The organism is Citromicrobium bathyomarinum (assembly GCA_001306305.2).
In the GTDB taxonomy this organism is placed as follows: domain Bacteria; phylum Pseudomonadota; class Alphaproteobacteria; order Sphingomonadales; family Sphingomonadaceae; genus Alteriqipengyuania; species Alteriqipengyuania bathyomarina.
Genome location: CP155577.1, coordinates 3,137,153 through 3,152,432, shown reverse-complemented (window position 1 = coordinate 3,152,432; position 15,280 = coordinate 3,137,153). Strand labels below are relative to the sequence as shown.

Annotated in this window: 16 protein-coding genes; 9 read left to right on the top strand and 7 right to left on the bottom strand. The window is 65.2% G+C overall.

Annotated features, from left to right (window positions below; translation table 11 throughout):
- Positions 1-50 precede the first annotated feature (50 nt).
- Positions 51-1,430 (bottom strand): NAD-dependent succinate-semialdehyde dehydrogenase, encoded by a 1,380-nt coding sequence (locus VO57_015970; protein ID XBL69610.1) that lies wholly within the window; start codon positions 1,428-1,430, stop codon positions 51-53.
- A gap of 128 nt (positions 1,431-1,558) precedes the next feature.
- Here VO57_015970 and VO57_015965 point away from each other — a divergent pair, with 128 nt between their 5' ends.
- Positions 1,559-2,314, top strand: a complete 756-nt coding sequence (locus VO57_015965) for a siderophore-interacting protein (GenBank protein ID XBL69609.1) — start codon at positions 1,559-1,561, stop codon at positions 2,312-2,314.
- Positions 2,315-2,322: 8 nt separating this feature from the next.
- On the opposite strand, the gene VO57_015960 is transcribed toward VO57_015965, so the two are convergent.
- From VO57_015960 to VO57_015945, 4 genes are all read right to left on the bottom strand, one after another.
- Positions 2,323-2,796 (bottom strand): carboxymuconolactone decarboxylase family protein, encoded by a 474-nt coding sequence (locus VO57_015960; GenBank protein XBL69608.1) that lies wholly within the window; start codon positions 2,794-2,796, stop codon positions 2,323-2,325.
- Positions 2,793-4,367: a cryptochrome/photolyase family protein gene (locus tag VO57_015955; GenBank protein XBL69607.1), complete on the bottom strand. Its 1,575-nt coding sequence runs from the start codon at positions 4,365-4,367 to the stop codon at positions 2,793-2,795. Before VO57_015955 ends, VO57_015960 begins: the two co-directional genes overlap by 4 nt.
- 76 nt (positions 4,368-4,443) lie before the next feature.
- Entirely contained in the window at positions 4,444-5,964 is a 1,521-nt protein-coding gene (locus tag VO57_015950; protein ID XBL69606.1) for a hypothetical protein, read from the bottom strand.
- Positions 5,965-6,033: 69 nt separating this feature from the next.
- Complete coding sequence (locus tag VO57_015945) at positions 6,034-8,211, bottom strand: primosomal protein N' (GenBank protein ID XBL69605.1); 2,178 nt, start codon at positions 8,209-8,211, stop codon at positions 6,034-6,036.
- Positions 8,212-8,270: 59 nt separating this feature from the next.
- On the opposite strand from VO57_015945, the gene VO57_015940 reads away from it, so the two are divergent.
- Positions 8,271-8,963 carry a DUF4197 domain-containing protein gene (locus VO57_015940; GenBank protein ID XBL69604.1) on the top strand — a complete coding sequence of 231 codons (693 nt, stop codon included), beginning with the start codon at positions 8,271-8,273 and terminating at the stop codon, positions 8,961-8,963.
- Between the two features lie 14 nt (positions 8,964-8,977).
- On the opposite strand, the gene VO57_015935 is transcribed toward VO57_015940, so the two are convergent.
- Positions 8,978-9,619 carry a DUF2490 domain-containing protein gene (locus tag VO57_015935; GenBank protein ID XBL69603.1) on the bottom strand — a complete coding sequence of 214 codons (642 nt, stop codon included), beginning with the start codon at positions 9,617-9,619 and terminating at the stop codon, positions 8,978-8,980.
- A 57-nt stretch (positions 9,620-9,676) separates the two neighbouring features.
- Here VO57_015935 and fsa point away from each other — a divergent pair, with 57 nt between their 5' ends.
- The 5 genes from fsa to VO57_015910 all read left to right on the top strand — a co-directional run bounded on the left by fsa (position 9,677) and on the right by VO57_015910 (position 13,282).
- A complete protein-coding gene (fsa, locus tag VO57_015930) occupies positions 9,677-10,330 on the top strand; it encodes a fructose-6-phosphate aldolase (GenBank protein XBL69602.1) in 654 nt (217 codons plus the stop codon).
- 10 nt (positions 10,331-10,340) lie between these two features.
- Positions 10,341-12,164 carry a cobaltochelatase subunit CobT gene (gene cobT, locus VO57_015925; GenBank protein ID XBL69601.1) on the top strand — a complete coding sequence of 608 codons (1,824 nt, stop codon included), beginning with the start codon at positions 10,341-10,343 and terminating at the stop codon, positions 12,162-12,164.
- A gap of 29 nt (positions 12,165-12,193) precedes the next feature.
- Complete coding sequence (locus VO57_015920) at positions 12,194-12,637, top strand: hypothetical protein (GenBank protein XBL69600.1); 444 nt, start codon at positions 12,194-12,196, stop codon at positions 12,635-12,637.
- A 67-nt stretch (positions 12,638-12,704) separates the two neighbouring features.
- Positions 12,705-12,989, top strand: a complete 285-nt coding sequence (locus tag VO57_015915; protein ID XBL69599.1) for a type II toxin-antitoxin system ParD family antitoxin — start codon at positions 12,705-12,707, stop codon at positions 12,987-12,989.
- Positions 12,986-13,282, top strand: a complete 297-nt coding sequence (locus VO57_015910; GenBank protein ID XBL69598.1) for a type II toxin-antitoxin system RelE/ParE family toxin — start codon at positions 12,986-12,988, stop codon at positions 13,280-13,282. Before VO57_015915 ends, VO57_015910 begins: the two co-directional genes overlap by 4 nt.
- An 18-nt stretch (positions 13,283-13,300) precedes the next feature.
- Here the strand turns inward: VO57_015910 and VO57_015905 are convergent, their stop codons facing one another.
- Positions 13,301-13,972 (bottom strand): N-acetylmuramoyl-L-alanine amidase, encoded by a 672-nt coding sequence (locus tag VO57_015905; protein XBL69597.1) that lies wholly within the window; start codon positions 13,970-13,972, stop codon positions 13,301-13,303.
- 119 nt (positions 13,973-14,091) lie between these two features.
- Here VO57_015905 and VO57_015900 point away from each other — a divergent pair, with 119 nt between their 5' ends.
- Both VO57_015900 and VO57_015895 read left to right on the top strand, forming a co-directional pair.
- A complete protein-coding gene (locus tag VO57_015900; protein XBL69596.1) occupies positions 14,092-14,769 on the top strand; it encodes a nitroreductase in 678 nt (225 codons plus the stop codon).
- 12 nt (positions 14,770-14,781) lie between these two features.
- Positions 14,782-15,267, top strand: coding sequence for a hypothetical protein (locus tag VO57_015895; protein ID XBL69595.1), 486 nt, complete (start codon positions 14,782-14,784; stop codon positions 15,265-15,267).
- The last annotated feature ends 13 nt before the right edge of the window (positions 15,268-15,280 follow it).

The following is a 15,280-nucleotide window of genomic DNA, read 5'->3' as shown; positions in this document are numbered from 1 at the left end:
ATGGCCGATCACAAGCTCGCGCGCGGTGCACGAGTGCGGTTGGTTGGCGCTTATTCAGCGCCGACGAAGATCGCCTTTGCGTTGGCGAATTCCTTCACCCCGAAGCCGCCATGCTCGCGCCCGTAGCCGGAGTTCTTCACCCCGCCGAACGGCATCGAGGGATCGGCAAGGCCGAAGGTGTTGATGAACACCATGCCGGTGTCGAAATGCTTGCTGGCAAGCTCGATCGCGCGGTCGACGTTCTTGGAGATGATCCCGCCGCCAAGGCCATAGCGGCTGTCGTTGGCGATGCGCATCGCATCCTCGTCGTCCTTCGCCTTGATGACGCTGGCGACGGGGCCGAACAGCTCGTCGTCATAGGCAGGCTGGCCGGGGGCTACGTCGGTCAACACGGTGGCGGGGTAGAAGGCGCCGGGGCCTTCTGGAATCGCGCCGCCGCAGGCGATCTTTGCGCCCTTCTCGACCGACTTGTCGACCTGTTCCTGCAGGGTCTTGCGCAGATCCTCGCGGGCCATCGGGCCCATGTCGGTATCGTCCGCAAGCGGGTCGCCCGTCTTGATCGCTTCGAACCTGGCGACGTATTTCTCGACGAATTCGTCGTAGACCTTCTCGGTCACGATGAAGCGCTTGCCCGCGATGCAGGTCTGGCCGTTGTTGTAGAGGCGCGCGGTGGCGCAGATGCCGACTGCCTTGTCGATGTCGGCATCCTCCAGCACCATGTAGGCGTCGTTGGAGCCAAGCTCGAGCACGGTCTTCTTCAGCGCCTTGCCCGCTTCTTCCGCGATGTGCTGGCCCGCGCCGTCCGACCCGGTGAGCGTGATACCGCGCACCTTGTCGTAGGCGATCAGCTCGTCCGACGTATCATGGTCGACCACCAGCACGGTGAACAGGTTTTCGGGCAGACCGCCCTTGGCGAAGATCTCCGCGATCTTGAGCCCGCTGCCGGTGCAGTTGGCCGCGTGCTTCAGCAGCACGCCATTGCCGGTCATCAGGTTGGCGATTGCGTAGCGGATCACCTGATAGGCGGGGAAGTTCCACGGCTGGATGCCGTAGACCACGCCGATGGGCGAGTAGGTTACGATGCCACGCCCGGCATTGTTCGGGTCGCGCGGCTCGTCGGCCAGTTCCTTGGGGCCGTTGGCGGCGGTGTAGTCGCAGATCGCGGCGCACAGCTCCACCTCGTCGCGGCTCGCGCTGATCAGCTTGCCGACTTCGGCGGTCATCAGCTGGGCGAGCTCTTCCTTGTTGTCACGCAGTGCCTTGCCGAGGCCCTTGAGGACTTCGGCGCGCTCTTCGAGGCTGCGCAGTTTCCAGTCTTCGAACGCCTCGTGGCAGGCATCGACCTTGGCGAAGGCTTCGTCCTTCGAGAGGTGCGTATAGCTGTCGATCTGCTCGCCGGTCGCGGGGTTGATGGTCGTAATCTGGGTCATTGGGGGTAATCTTTCGTTTGGGGGTACTCCTGTCCAAATCCTGCGGCAGGGGCTCGTTCCAGAAGGTTGCAGATTCTGCGGCGATACGCGCATTGAAAATGCGAGGCGTTCGCATTAGGTGACGGTGCATGAGCACCAGACCAGATCCCCGCGAACTCACCGTCCTGCGCCGCGACCGCATCACCCCCTCTCTCCAGCGCGTGACGCTCGGCGGGCCGGGCCTCGAAGGATTTCCCGCCGGTCAGCAGGGTGGCTATCTCAAGCTGTTCCTTGGCGAGGATGCGAGGGGCAAGCCGATCGTGCGGACCTACACGATCCGCGACCAGCGCGAGGACGAGCTGGATATCGACTTCGCGTTGCATGGCGACGATGCGGCTGGCCCGGCGACCAAATGGTCGCTCTCGGCGGAGCCCGGCGAGACGATCAAGGTCGGCGGCCCCGGCGCCGCAAAGCCGCTGCCCGAGGCACACGATTTTTACCTCATCGCGGGCGACATGACCGCGCTTCCCGCGATTTCCGTGAATCTGGCCGCGCTATCCAACGACGCACGCGGTGTCGCGGTGATCGAAATCCAGAACGATGCGGACCAGGTCGAGCTCGACAAGCCGGAGGGGATCGAGGTCCGCTGGCTGGTCAACCGCGAGCCGGGCAGCCAGCCAGCCCTGCTGTCGGACGCACTGCGCCGCATCGCGCTGCCGCAGGGCAAGCTTGCCGGATGGGCTGCGTGCGAATTCTCGGCCATGCGCAACCTGCGCGCGCTGCTGCGCGACGAGCTGGGCCTGCGCGGCGAATCGCTCTACATTTCCAGCTACTGGAAGGCCGGGCTGATCGAGGACGAGCACAAACGCGTGAAGCGCGAGGATGCGGAGACGCAGACCGTCTAGCGCGGCAGCTAGCTCGTCCGCTGTGCGGGGATCGGCAGTCGAAAACCGATCGCGAGCCGGTTGAAGGCGTTCATCGTGGCGATGGCAATGCCGAGTTCCGCGCGTTCCTGATCCGAAAACTGCTGCTCGACCAGCGCGTAATCCGCGTCCGGCGCGCCGGTCTCCTCGATCCGCGTGAGGCTGTCGGCAAAGGCGAGCGCGGCACGCTCGCGCGCGTCGAAGGCATCGCCCGCTTCGCGCCATGCTGCGGTGAGTGCCATCTTCTCGTGCGCGACCCCCGCCTTAGCCAGCGCGCGCGTGTGCAACGCAATGCAATAGGCGCAGCCATTGATCTGGCTGACCCGCAGGAACACCAGTTCGATCAGTTCGTCCGGCAGGCTCGACTGCATCACTGCCGAGTGCAGCGCGCCGAGCGCCTTGGCCTGCGCAGGTGCCGCCGCGTAATAATCGAGCCGCTGGTGGTTGTTGTTTCGCATGGTCATTGTTCCCGTGCCCATCCTTTGTCTGCAGGTTCCAGCCGATCGAGGAAGTCTTGCGCGGTTTCGAGATAGGCGGCCTGCTTATCCTCGCCCATCCGGTCCCAGTTGGAGTAGATTCGCCCGATGCGATGATTGCTCTCCAGCGTGTCGCGATGGCGGTCCATGAAATGCCAGTAGAGCGCATTGAACGGGCAGGCGCCTTCGCCGGTCTTCTTGCTGACCGAATAGGCGCAGTCGGAGCAGTAGTTGCTCATTTTATTGATGTAATTGCCTGACGCCGCGTATGGCTTGCTCGCGAGTTTTCCGCCATCGGCATAGAGCACCATCGCGGCCACATTGGGCAGCTCTACCCACTCGTAGGCGTCGGCATAGACCACCAGATACCAGTCCTGCACTTCGCGCGGGGAAATCCCTGCGATCAGGCAGAAATTGCCGAGCACCATCAGCCGCTGGATATGATGCGCATGCGCGTTGTCGCGGGTCGAGCGGATGCAGTCCGCGAGGCACCGCATCTCGGTCTCGCCGGTCCAGAAGAATTCGGGGAGGGCGCGCTGCGCGTTGAGCGCATTCGCCTTCTGCAGATGCGGCATGTGCAGCCAGTAGAAGCCCCGGATATACTCGCGCCAGCCGATCAGCTGGCGGATGAACCCCTCGACGCTGTTGAGCGGCGCCTTGCCCTCCTTGTACGCCGTCTCGGCACGCCGGCACAGGTCAAGCGGATCGAGCAGGCCGAGGTTGATGCTGGTCGACAGCATCGAATGGAACAGGTCGTCCTGCCCGTGGACCATCGCGTCCTGGTAGGGGCCAAAGCACTCGATCCGTTCGGCGAAGAAGGCGTCGGCGGCTTCTTCTGCCTGGTCGCGCGTGACCGGCCAGCCGAAGTTCTCAAAGCTCCCGAAGTGGTCGCCGAACTTCTCCTCGACCAGATCGATGCATTCCCGTGTGATGTCGTCGGGCTCGACCAGCGGGCGTTGCGGCGCGGATAGCCCTTCCCTGGGCGGCTTGCGGTTTTCGCTGTCGTAGTTCCACTCGCCGCCCTCGGGCTTGCCATCGCCATGCATCAGCAACCCGGTTTTCCTGCGCATCTCGCGATAGAAGAATTCCATCCGCAAGCTGTCGCGATCCTCCGCCCATTCCCGAAATTCGGCCAGCGAACACACGAAGCGGTCGTCGGGCAGAATTTCGACGTCGCAACTAAACTTGTCTGGCCATTCCTCGATTGCCTGCTGCACGCGCCACTCGCCCGCCTCGACCACGTGGATTGCGCGCGGATCGTGGCGTTCCACAGCGCGGGCAATCTCGCCGGTAAAACTGCCCGCATTGTCCGTGTCGGTCAGTTCGACATAGTCGACGGTCCACCCCGCATCGCGCAGTTCGGCTGCGAAGTGGCGCATGGCGGAGAAGATCAGCGCGATCTTCTGCTTGTGATGGCGCACATAGGTCGCCTCGTCCCACACCTCCATCATCAGGATGACGGTGTCGTCCTTCGTGCGCCCTCGCAGCGAGGCGATGGTTCGGGTCAGCTGGTCGCCCAGGATGGGGACGAGAACGGGGCGTTCGGCGGGGGATGGCATCAACGGTCAATCGGCAGGGAGCCGCAGTGTTCCGATCTCCGCAGGATGGCCCCCCCGCGGATGTGCATCCGCGACCCTATTCGTCTCCTGTGCTCTCGTCCTCTTCCTCCGAGGGCTCGAAGCGGATCGAGGCTACCCCTCCGCTGTCGCGCGCTTTGGTGAGCGCTTCGATCACCGCTTTCGCCCCGCGATCACCGTGCGGATTGTTGGCCAGCACCTTCAGGAGGAAGATCGCGTCATCGTATCGTCCCTCACGCGCAAGCTGGGTGGCGTAGGCGAATCGCACTTCCGCGGCTTCCGGCGCCAACGAGAATGCCATCTTCAGCGCATCGGTCATTTGCGGATGGCTGGCGCCTTCACGCAGATAGCTGTTGGCGAAGTCGTATAGCGCGAGCGGGTCGGCCGGATCGAGCCGGTTGGCCTTGCCGATGAATTCGCGGGCTGCCGCCCAGTTGGCCGGATCCGGATCGTCCCCATGGTCGAAAGGTTCGAGCAGCAGCCTGCCCTTGAGGAGGTTTGCTCTCACATGGTTGCCGTCGAGTGCGAGCGCCCGGTCGACCGCGGCCTCGGCCGCGCTGAAGTCGTAACCGGCCTCCTCCTTGTGGTTGAGTGCGAATTCGAGCTCCGCGAGCTGGTACCAGCTCTCGGCTGTGCCTTCGCCGCGTTCCGCGAGGCTGCGCAGCTTATCGCGCGTTGCTTCGGGCTCGTATCGGGCGATCCTTTCCAGGGTCAGCTCGACAAGTTCGCCCTCGTATGACGACAGATCGGTGATCCGAATGTCCTGGGCGTAGGCGAGAGGAAGGTCGGACTTCGAATAGCCCATCGATCCCCGCACGTAGCGGCGCAAGTTGCTCTCCAGCTCGTCCAGATCGCCGAAGTGCTTGCGCGCCGCCTCAAGGTTCTCGGTCCCGCTATTGATCTCGCGCAGGTAGGCCTGAATCTGGTCCCCGCGCTTCTTCGGGTCCGAATAGAGCATGTGGGTCAATGCCCACGACCAGCCGTAGAAAGCGCCACCATCCCGAATCTCGGAGACGTCGGAAGTCAGCAACGCCTCGATCGGAATCTTCTGCCCGTTGTTGACCGAATAGGCCCGGTCCTTCTGGGGGTAGCCGAAGATCCATTCTCCGTTCGATTTGAATTCGGCCGTCGAGACATATTCGGCGAAGCCTTCCACGAACCAGGCAGGAGCGGGAATGCCGAAATTGTTGAACATGAAGTGATGCGCATATTCGTGAAACAGCGTGCGAAGGCCGCGGTCGTTCGCTTCCCGGTTGCTGACTGCGTAGCTGCCCTCGACCCGCGGGGAATAGAAGCCTGCGATGTTGCGACCGCGCAGATCCTCGACCTGGCCCATGGAGCGCAGCAGGTAGATGCGCAGTCGGGTCGGTTGTTCGCTTGCCGGTCGACCGAACACCAGTCGAAGGAGAGCGTCGAACTTTTCCAGCTGGATTGCATAGTCCTCCAGCTGGCTGGTGCTGCCGTCCGAATAGATGACGAAGTGGCGCGTTTCCGCCTTCTTCCAATCCGCCGCGCTGGCAGGCACCGCCATTGCCAGCGCCATCAGCAGCGCGCACAGTCCCGCGACCCAGTTCTTCATATCGACCCCCCGAAATGTCCTTTGGCGCTACCCTAACGGCTTGAAAGCGAGGGGCAAGATCAGCGTGGGCTAGACGAAACTATACGGATCGATGTCGATCCCCACGCGCACGCCGCGCGGCAATTCCAGCGGGCCGAGCCAGTCGCGGATCGCGTCCTGCAGCGCGGCGGTGCGTTTGGCGTTGATCAGCAGGCGATAGCGATAGCGTCCGCGCAGCTGGGCAAGCGGGGCGGGCGCAGGGCCGAGGATCATGATGTCGTCCAGCCGCGGGCGCGCATCGCCGATCCGTGCAGCGGTCAGGCGCGCTTCTTTTTCGTCCTCACTCGACACGATGATCGCCGCCCAGCGTCCGAAGGGCGGGGCATTGGCGTGGCGACGCGCCTCCAGCTCGGCCGCGTAGAAGGCATCGCGGTCGCCCTCCGCCAGCGCGGCGATGACTGGCGCCTCCGGGTGGCGCGTCTGGATCAGCACTTCTCCGGGCTTGGAGGCGCGGCCCGCGCGGCCCGCGACCTGTGCGATCTGCTGGTAGACGCGCTCCGCCGCGCGCAGGTCGCCGCCCTCCAGCCCCAGATCCGCATCGACCACGCCGACCAGAGTCAGGTCGGGGAAGTGGAAGCCCTTGGTCACCAGCTGCGTGCCCACGATGACGTCGATCGCACCGCTTTCCGCCATCGCAACGAACTCGGCGGCGCGGGCGGGGGTGTTGAGGGTGTCGGACGTGGCGACCGCGATTCGCGCCTCGGGTGCAATCTCGCGCACTTCGTCGGCGACGCGCTCGACCCCCGGACCGCAGGGGACGAGGCTGTCTTTCTCGCCGCATTCGGGGCAGGCTTCGGGCGTCGGCTCCTCGTGCCCGCAATGGTGGCAGGCGAGCCGGTGGGAAAAGCGATGTTCGACCAGCCAGGCGCTGCACTGCTTGCACTGGAAGCGGTATCCGCAATTGCGACACAGCGTCAGCGGCGCATAGCCTCGGCGATTGAGGAACAGCAGCGTCTGCTCGCCGCGCTCCATCCGCGCGAACAGCTCGCGAGCAAGCGTCGGGGCGAGCCAGCGGCCGCGCTCGGGCGGTTCCTCTGTCAGGTCGAGCAGGCGGATCGTGGGTAGAGAGGCCCCGCCGAAGCGGCTCGGCAGGTCGAGCTTCCGGTAGGTGCCCGTCTCCGCCATGTGCAGGCTTTCGAGCGCCGGCGTGGCGCTGGCGAGAACGACTGGTATCCGCTCGAAATGCCCGCGCATCACCGCGACATCGCGGGCGTTGTAGCGCACACCGTCATCCTGCTTGAAGCTGATCTCGTGCGCCTCGTCGACCACGATCAGGCCGAGATTGGCATAAGGCAGGAACAGTGCGGAGCGTGCGCCGACCACCACCTGCGCGCCGCCCTCTTCCGGCGCGCGGGCGATCGCGCGCCAGGCGCGGCGGCGCTCCGAGGATTTGAGCGAGGAGTGCCACAGCACCGGGCTCACGCCGAAGCGGTCCTCGAACCGGCGCAGGAAGTTCTCGGTCAGCGCGATTTCGGGGAGCAGGACGAGCACCTGCCTGCCAGCACGGATCGCGGCGGCGACGGGCTCGAAATAGGTTTCGGTCTTGCCCGATCCGGTCACCCCGTCGAGCAGGATCGGCGCGAAGTCCTGCGCTTCGACCGCCCTGACCAGCTCGTCCGCGACTTCGGCCTGCTGCGGCGACAGCACCGGCTCGGCATGATCGGGCTGCGCGCGGGGGTAGGGGCGGTCCGCGTCGACCTCTTCGGCTTCGAGCACGCCCTGGCTCACCAGACCGCGCAATACGCCGTCGGAGACGCCTGCAATCGCGGCGAGCTCGCGGATCGTGCCCTGCCGGTCGACCAGCTTTTCCAGCGCCTGCTTGCGCTGCGGAGTCATCCGGTCGGGCTGCGTGTCGGTCAGGCGGTATTCGGTGACGGTGACGCCGCCCTTCAGCGCGCCTCCGCTCGCCAGCACCATCCGTGCGACCGAAGACATCGAGGCGCAGTAATAGTCCGCGGTCCATTCGATCAGGCGGCGCAGTTGTGCGTGCAGCGGGCGCACCGGCAGCACCGAGAGGATCGGGCGCAGCTTTGCCTCGGGCACCGACTCGCCGGGAAGGCGTTCTTCCTCCCACACGATGCCGGTGACCTGGCGGGGGCCTAGCGGGGCGACCACGACGCTGCCATGCTCGACCGTCATGCCATCGGGCACGCGGTAATCGAGTACGCCGAGCGCGGCGTTGAGGACGAGGAGGCGGATACGGCGCATGGGTCGTCCGCCAATATGGGTGCAGGGGCTCCCGCGCCACAAGCATGGAAGGTGAGACGATGACCGGAATTCTGGAAAATGGCCTGAACCGGCGCAGCCTGCTGGGCGCCATCGGTGCCGGGGCGGGCGCGATGCTGCTGGCCGGCTGCGCCACCTACGAGGGCCGCGTGACCAACGTGATCGAGCGGTTGCTGTTGCTCTCCAGCCAGCGCGCCTTCGCCCGGCTGACTGCGCCCGGCGGCTTCTGGGACCAGCAGATCGCGCAGGCCGGGCTCGACAATTTTCTCGGCGCGCGGGGCAATGTGCTCGCCGGGATTCTCACCTCGGGCCTGGTCAAGTCGCGGCTGGAGCGGGAGTTCGCTGGCTTTGCGGTCGAGGCGAGCGAGCGCGCCGCGCCGATCATTTATGATTCCATCCAGCTGATCGGGGTCGAGAACACGATCGGGCTGATCACCGGCGGGCCGACCGCCGCGACGAGTTATCTGCGCGCGGACCTTGGCCCGCGGCTGGTCGATGCGATGGTGCCCGAACTCGGCGATGCGATGCGGCTGGCGCGCGATCCGGTGATCGGCCAGCTGGTCTCGGCGCTGGCCGGGGTCGATGTCGGCGGGGTGGCCGCGCGGCTCGCGAACGAGATCGACGATACCGTGTGGGCCGAGATCGGGCGCGAGGAAGCGGCGATCCGTGCCGATCCGCGCAGCACCAACGATCCCGTGCTGATCGGTGCGCTGGGCCTCGCCGGGCGGCGCTGAAGCGCGGGGAGCGGTTAGAAGCGGTAGGCCGCGCTCAGCTGGGGCACGTGGGTGTAGGTGTCGCCGCCCGGACGCGGGCGCAGCTGCAGCAGGTAGCCGCCGCTCACCTCGAAGCGCTCCGCCACGCGATAGGTCAGCCCGGCGGCGAAGCGCAGCTGGTCGACCCGCTCCGGCCCGCCATTATCGCGCGAGCGCAGCTGGTACAGCAGCTCCGCCGATGCGCTCGCCTTGAGCTTTGGGGCGATCGTGTCGCTCAGCTGCACGCGCTGGCGCAGGCGCAGCGCCATTCGGTCGGAATTGTCGTAGAAGCGTTCCTCGATCCGGGTGCGCAGCGACAGGATCCCGGTCGAAAAACCGACCTGCTGGTAGGGGCGAACCTCGGTAAAGCCGTCGATGTCGTGGATCTCGATCCCGCCACCCAGCGAAAAGCCATTGCCGATCTCGTGATCGACCACCGCGCCGACGATATATTCGTCGGGCCCGGTCTTGCGCCGTTGCTCCACTTCCACCTTCAGGCTGGTGCCCTCGGCGATATCGCCTTTGGCCGCCAGCTCGATCCAGAATTCGCTTTCATCTGCCAGAGCTGCGCTCGGTTGCAAAAGCACGGTCGCGGCGGCAAGTGGGAGGGCGCGCGCCGCAAGATTGACTGATCGCATCGGGAATCCTTGAACAGGGTTCGGGTGTGACGCTTCCATGACAGGTATGTGACCAAAATGAAATTCTTCGCAGACACCGCCGACATCGCCGACATCCGCGACCTGGCCGAAACCGGCCTGATCGACGGGGTGACCACGAACCCCTCGCTGATCCACAAGTCGGGCCGCGATTTTATCGAGGTGACCAAGGAAATCTGTGGGATCGTCGATGGCCCGGTCAGCGCCGAAGTCGTCGCGCTCGATCACGAGACGATGATGAAAGAGGCCGACAAGCTGCGCAAGATTGCAGACAACGTCTGCATCAAGGTGCCGCTGACGCTCGATGGGCTCAAGACCTGCCGCGCGCTGACGGACGATGGCACGATGGTGAACGTGACTTTGTGCTTCTCCGCCAACCAGGCGCTGCTGGCCGCGAAGGCGGGCGCAACCTTCATTTCGCCCTTCGTCGGCCGCCACGACGACAACGGCTTCGACGGGATGCAGCTGATCGAGGATATCCGGCTGATCTACGACAACTACGCGTTCGAGACCGAAATTCTCGTCGCCAGCGTGCGCCATGCGACGCATGTGCTGCAGGCGGCCAAGATCGGTGCGGACGTGATGACCGCGCCGCCCAAGGTGATCCGTGGCCTCGTCAACCACGTGCTGACCGACAAGGGGATTGAGGGCTTCCTGAAAGACTGGCAGTCGACCGGTCAGAGCATTCTCTGAGGTTTCGGGCTTGAGCGAAGAAACTCCTCTCGACCGGTTCAAACGCGCGCTCACCGGCGGCGCGCGGGCCATCGCGCGCGAGCCCGAGGTGGAAGTCGCGTGGAGCGCGGACCGTCCCGGCGCAGCGGGCAAGAACTTCCGCGTGCCGCTGCCCGGACGCCAGCTGCCGCCCGAACAGGCCGCCGAGGCGCGCGGCTTTGCCGATAGCTTCGCGCTCAAGATCCGCCTGCACGATAACGCGCTGCACGATTCGGGCGCGCCGGGCGATCCGGTCGCGCGGGCGGTGTACGACGCTGTCGAGCAGGTCCGGTACGAAGCGCTGGGTGCGCAAGGCTTCGCGGGCGTGGGTGATAACCTCGCCGCCGCGACCGAGCTGCGCGCCGCAAGCGACCCCATCGCCCGGGCTACCGAAGCGCGTGACGTGCCGCTCTCCACCGCCGTATCGCTGATGATGCGCGAGGCGCTGACCGGCAGGCCGATCCCGAGCCGCGCGCAGAAGGGCGTCGACCTGGTCCGCAAGTTCGTGGAGGAGCGCACCGGCGGCGATTTCTCCGCACTGGCGGACAAGCTTGACGACCAGAAGGCTTTTCAGGACCTCTCGATCGAGATGCTCCGCCAGCTCGACCTGATCGAAGGCGCGGACAGCGCGCCCGACGATGCGGACGAGGACGGCGACGAGGATGAGGGCGAATCGCCCGAGGACGATACCGACGAGGAAGACGCGGGTGACCAGTCGCCGCAGCAGAGCCCCGAAGCCGCCTCCGAAATGGCCGAAGGCGACGCCGACGAGGATGGCGAGGGCGAGCTGTCCGAAGAGGAAGGCGACAGCGACGACGCAGGCGACGACGGCGAAGAGGGCATGATGCCCGTGCGCCCGAACCGCCACTGGACCGACATCCCCGACGATTTCGAGTATCAGGTCTATACGCGCAAGTTCGACGAGGAAATCGCCGCGACCGAGCTGTGCGATGCCGACGAGCTCGACCGGCTGCGTGCCTATCTCGACAGCCAGCTGACCGGCTTGCAGCATGTCGTCACCCGGCTCGCCAACCGGCTCCAGCGCCGGCTCATGGCGCAGCAGAGCCGCAGCTGGGATTTCGACCAGGAAGAGGGCATGCTGGATGCCGCGCGGCTGGCCCGCGTGGTCATCAGCCCCGGCCATTCGCTTTCTTACAAGGTCGAGCGGGAGACCGAGTTCAAGGACACGGTCGTCACCCTGCTGATCGACAATTCGGGCTCGATGCGCGGCCGCCCGATCTCCATCGCCGCGATCAGCGCGGACATCATCGCGCGCACGCTCGAGCGGTGCGGGGTGAAGACCGAGATCCTCGGCTTCACCACCCGCGCGTGGAAGGGCGGGCACACGCGCGAGAAATGGCTCGCCGACGGCAAGCCGCAGCAACCCGGCCGCCTCAACGACCTGCGTCACATCGTCTACAAGCAGGCCGACGAGCCCTGGCGCCGCGCGCGCCGCAACCTCGGCCTGATGATGCGCGAAGGGCTGCTGAAGGAGAATATCGACGGCGAGGCGCTGATGTGGGCGCACCAGCGCCTACTCGCCCGGCCCGAGGATCGCCGCATCCTGATGGTGATCTCCGACGGCGCGCCGGTCGATGATTCCACGCTATCGGTAAACCGTGCAGGCTACCTCGAAGCGCACCTGCGCAAGGTCATCGAGTGGATCGAGAAAGCCTCGCCCGTCCAGCTGGTCGCGATCGGCATCGGCCACGATGTCACGCGGTATTACAAGCGCGCGGTGACGATCATGGATGTCGAGCAGCTTGGCGGCACGATGATCGGGCAGATGGCGGACCTGTTCGAGGTTGAGGGGTGAGGCAGCTTGCTCCCTTGGCCTTATTGGCCTTGGGTTACACAGCCTGCCTTCCGGCCATTGCATCTGCCTCCGGCATCGAATGCTATGATGCCAAGGTGCGCGCTAAGCCTGTCGCGCAAGTGCCGACAGTCTTTCCGCGATCCGAAGATATGAACGTCATAATCATCAGCTGGCCGTGGTTCGTCGATCTCGATGTGCGCCGCGTGGTGGAGGGTGACGTCGAGAAAGGTCGGCTAGAGGCCTTGGCGGTGCTCCACACAGGCTACGTCCGCAAGACCATGACGTTCTACCTGCGCCGCAATTCGGCGGGTACCTACAATATCCTGCGCCACGACGCTGATGAACTTGAGCGCTGTCCGTCGAACGCCCTGCTGGCCACGCCTTACCTGCGACTTGGCCCGGATCGGACTTACGCCGACGAACGGCGAGAGGGTGAAGAGCGGTATCGTCGATATTACGAGGATGATGAATAGCGACTGGTACGCCTGGCTGCCGGTTCGGTACTCGCTTGATCACACATCGTGTGATATATGCATACGCATGAGCAAGCTCGAACGCATCACCGTCACCATGCCCACCGAAATGGCTGCACGGCTCCGGGCTGCGGTCGAGCGCGGCGAATACGCTACCACCAGCGAGGTGGTCCGCGAGGCGTTGCGCGACTGGGGCCATGAACGCGATAAAGGCGAGGCTCGGCGCCAGTGGTTGCGATCCGAGATCGAAAAGGGGCTGGCGGGGCCGTTTTACCCCGCCGATCAGGTCTTCGCCGAATTGCGCGATCGGGTGCGAGAACAGGTGGGCGACTATTCCGGCAAGGATGAATGAGCGACCTCGTCATCTCCGAGGCTGCTCGCGCAGACCTTCGCGAGATCGTCGATTATATTGCGCGCGACAATCCTGAGCGGGCAGAGACATTTCTCGACGAACTGCTCGCTCGCATCACGGCTGTCGCCGAGCATCCCCAGGCCTATCCCGTCAGAACCGACTGGCCAGTGCCGGTGCGTGCCGCTGTCCACCGCCGCTATCTGATCGTCTTCCGCGAACATGAGCAGCGGGTTGAAATCGCCCGCGTCCTGCATTCGGCGCGCGACATTCCTGCCATCCTGCGCGACCAGTAGCCGAACGCGGCCGCTGCTTCACACCGTCATGCAGAACGGGGCCGACGGCATGACCGCTTCCATCTTCGCCGCCCCTGCAACCAGCTTCGGCACCACATCTCCCCGCGCATCCAGAACCGCCCCCCGAAAACGGTCCCACGGAAACAGGCTCCCCGGATCGCTCCTCCGCGCAGGATCGAGCATCGCATGGCTCACCACATGGCGCAGGTTGGGGTATTTGGCCCAGGCATAGCGGACGATCTGCGCGGTCGCCTCGACCTGCCAGTCGGAGAATGCGTCCGTTCGCACCTGCCGGTTCACCACTTCGATTCCGAGCGACCAGTGGTTGATCCGTCCGCGCCCGTCCCAGATCGCCGGGTGAGAGCAGGCATTGCGCACGTGCCATGCCGCGCGTGCTTCGTGACAGGTGGCCCACACGAATTGCTCATGCTGCGGTTCGTCCTCGTCGGGCACCAGCCAGTGGAAGCTCGCTTTGCGGTCGAGAATCACGCTCGCCGCACCCGCCGAGCTGCCGCCCGCCGTCGCGTGGATTACCACCGCGCGCACGCCTTTTATCGGATCGTAAATCCGCGCGCTCGATGCCTTGAGCGCCGCGTCGCGGATGCCCGGCCACCAGCGTTCCTCCAGCGGAGCGTGCGCCGGTCGCAGCGCGGGGTCGAGATCGAAATGATAGGTGGCGGGGTCGCCCATGTGGTCCTCCCGAAAGGGTCGCAGGGCGAATCCAGCTAGAGAGCGTTTTGCGAGTAGGACAGCACGAAATGCGTCTCGTCGGGTTGGCGCGACGGCGGTCAGCCGCTAGCCAGCCGCGCATGAGCGAAACCCAGATGTCCGTCACCCAAGCCGTCACCTCGCGCCGTTCGGTGCGCGATTTCCTCGATGCGCCGGTTCCTCTCGATACGATCAGGCAGGTTATGGACACCGCGCGCTGGGCACCTTCGGGCTGCAACTACCAACCGTGGGAGGCGACGATCCTGACCGGCGAGCCGCTCGCGCAGCTGCGCGAAACACTGCGCAGCTCCGAAATGAAGCAGCCCGACTACGACTGGGACGCGCCCAAGCAGGAGGATCGCTACAAGAACCGCCTCTATGAACTTTCGGCCAGCATGTTCGAATCGCTGGGCATTGCGCGCGAGGACAAGGCAGGCCGCGCCGCGGCGATGGGCCGCAACGTGGTCAGCTTCGGCGCGCCTGTCCTCCTGCTGTGCTATTTCCCGCGCCTGATGAAGGAGCCGCAATGGTCCGACACGGGCATGTGGCTGCAGACCATCATGCTGCTGCTGCGCGAGCAGGGGCTCGATTCTTGCCCGCAGGAATTCATGGCCTACTACGCCGATCCGATCATGGAGCATATTGGCGTGAGCACGCAAACGCACCGCTTCTTCTGCGGTATGGGCATCGGCTATCGCGACCCGGATGCGCCGGTGAACAGCTTCGAGCGCAATCGCGTGCCGCTGGACGAGCATGTCCGGTTTGAAGGCTTCGAATAAGGATACCCGAGCATGAACCCGCGCCATCTCGTTGCCCTGCTGCTCGCACTGTCGGCGATCAACCTCGCGCTGATGATCCCCGGCGGCTTCGTCGAGACGCGCGATTTCAGCGCCTATCCGGCGAGCGTGCTGGCCGCATTCAACATCTTCCTCACCGTACTCGGCCTCGGCTCGCTGGTGCTGGCATGGCTGACATGGCGCGGCGGCGTGCGGCGGGGGTGGAGCATGGCGGCCGCGATCGGCTTTGCAGCGACCTATCTGCTCGACCTGTTCAAGATCTTCCCGGTGACGCCGGTGCCGATGTCCTCGCTGCTAGAAACGCTCGAATGGCTGGGCACTGCGCTGGCCATCCTGCTCGCCACGGCGGTGCTGACCGCTGGCACCCGCGATGCGGGCGGCAGGCAGGGCGCGGCGATCCCGCGCGGCCTGACCATCGTGATGGGAATCGCAGGTATCGGCATCGTGATCTTCGCGACGATCGCCGCGATGGGCGGCTGAGACGCGGAACCGC

Coding starts and splice junctions, on each gene's coding strand:
- VO57_015915 (XBL69599.1), top strand. CDS start 12,705: ATGAGCAAGCTCGAACGCATCACCGTCACCATGCCCACCGAAATGGCT.
- fsa (XBL69602.1), top strand. CDS start 9,677: ATGAAATTCTTCGCAGACACCGCCGACATCGCCGACATCCGCGACCTG.
- VO57_015970 (XBL69610.1), bottom strand. CDS start 1,430: ATGACCCAGATTACGACCATCAACCCCGCGACCGGCGAGCAGATCGAC.
- VO57_015965 (XBL69609.1), top strand. CDS start 1,559: ATGAGCACCAGACCAGATCCCCGCGAACTCACCGTCCTGCGCCGCGAC.
- VO57_015905 (XBL69597.1), bottom strand. CDS start 13,972: ATGGGCGACCCCGCCACCTATCATTTCGATCTCGACCCCGCGCTGCGA.
- VO57_015910 (XBL69598.1), top strand. CDS start 12,986: ATGAGCGACCTCGTCATCTCCGAGGCTGCTCGCGCAGACCTTCGCGAG.
- VO57_015960 (XBL69608.1), bottom strand. CDS start 2,796: ATGACCATGCGAAACAACAACCACCAGCGGCTCGATTATTACGCGGCG.
- VO57_015940 (XBL69604.1), top strand. CDS start 8,271: ATGACCGGAATTCTGGAAAATGGCCTGAACCGGCGCAGCCTGCTGGGC.
- VO57_015900 (XBL69596.1), top strand. CDS start 14,092: ATGAGCGAAACCCAGATGTCCGTCACCCAAGCCGTCACCTCGCGCCGT.
- VO57_015935 (XBL69603.1), bottom strand. CDS start 9,619: ATGCGATCAGTCAATCTTGCGGCGCGCGCCCTCCCACTTGCCGCCGCG.
- VO57_015945 (XBL69605.1), bottom strand. CDS start 8,211: ATGCGCCGTATCCGCCTCCTCGTCCTCAACGCCGCGCTCGGCGTACTC.
- VO57_015950 (XBL69606.1), bottom strand. CDS start 5,964: ATGAAGAACTGGGTCGCGGGACTGTGCGCGCTGCTGATGGCGCTGGCA.
- VO57_015955 (XBL69607.1), bottom strand. CDS start 4,367: ATGCCATCCCCCGCCGAACGCCCCGTTCTCGTCCCCATCCTGGGCGAC.
- VO57_015895 (XBL69595.1), top strand. CDS start 14,782: ATGAACCCGCGCCATCTCGTTGCCCTGCTGCTCGCACTGTCGGCGATC.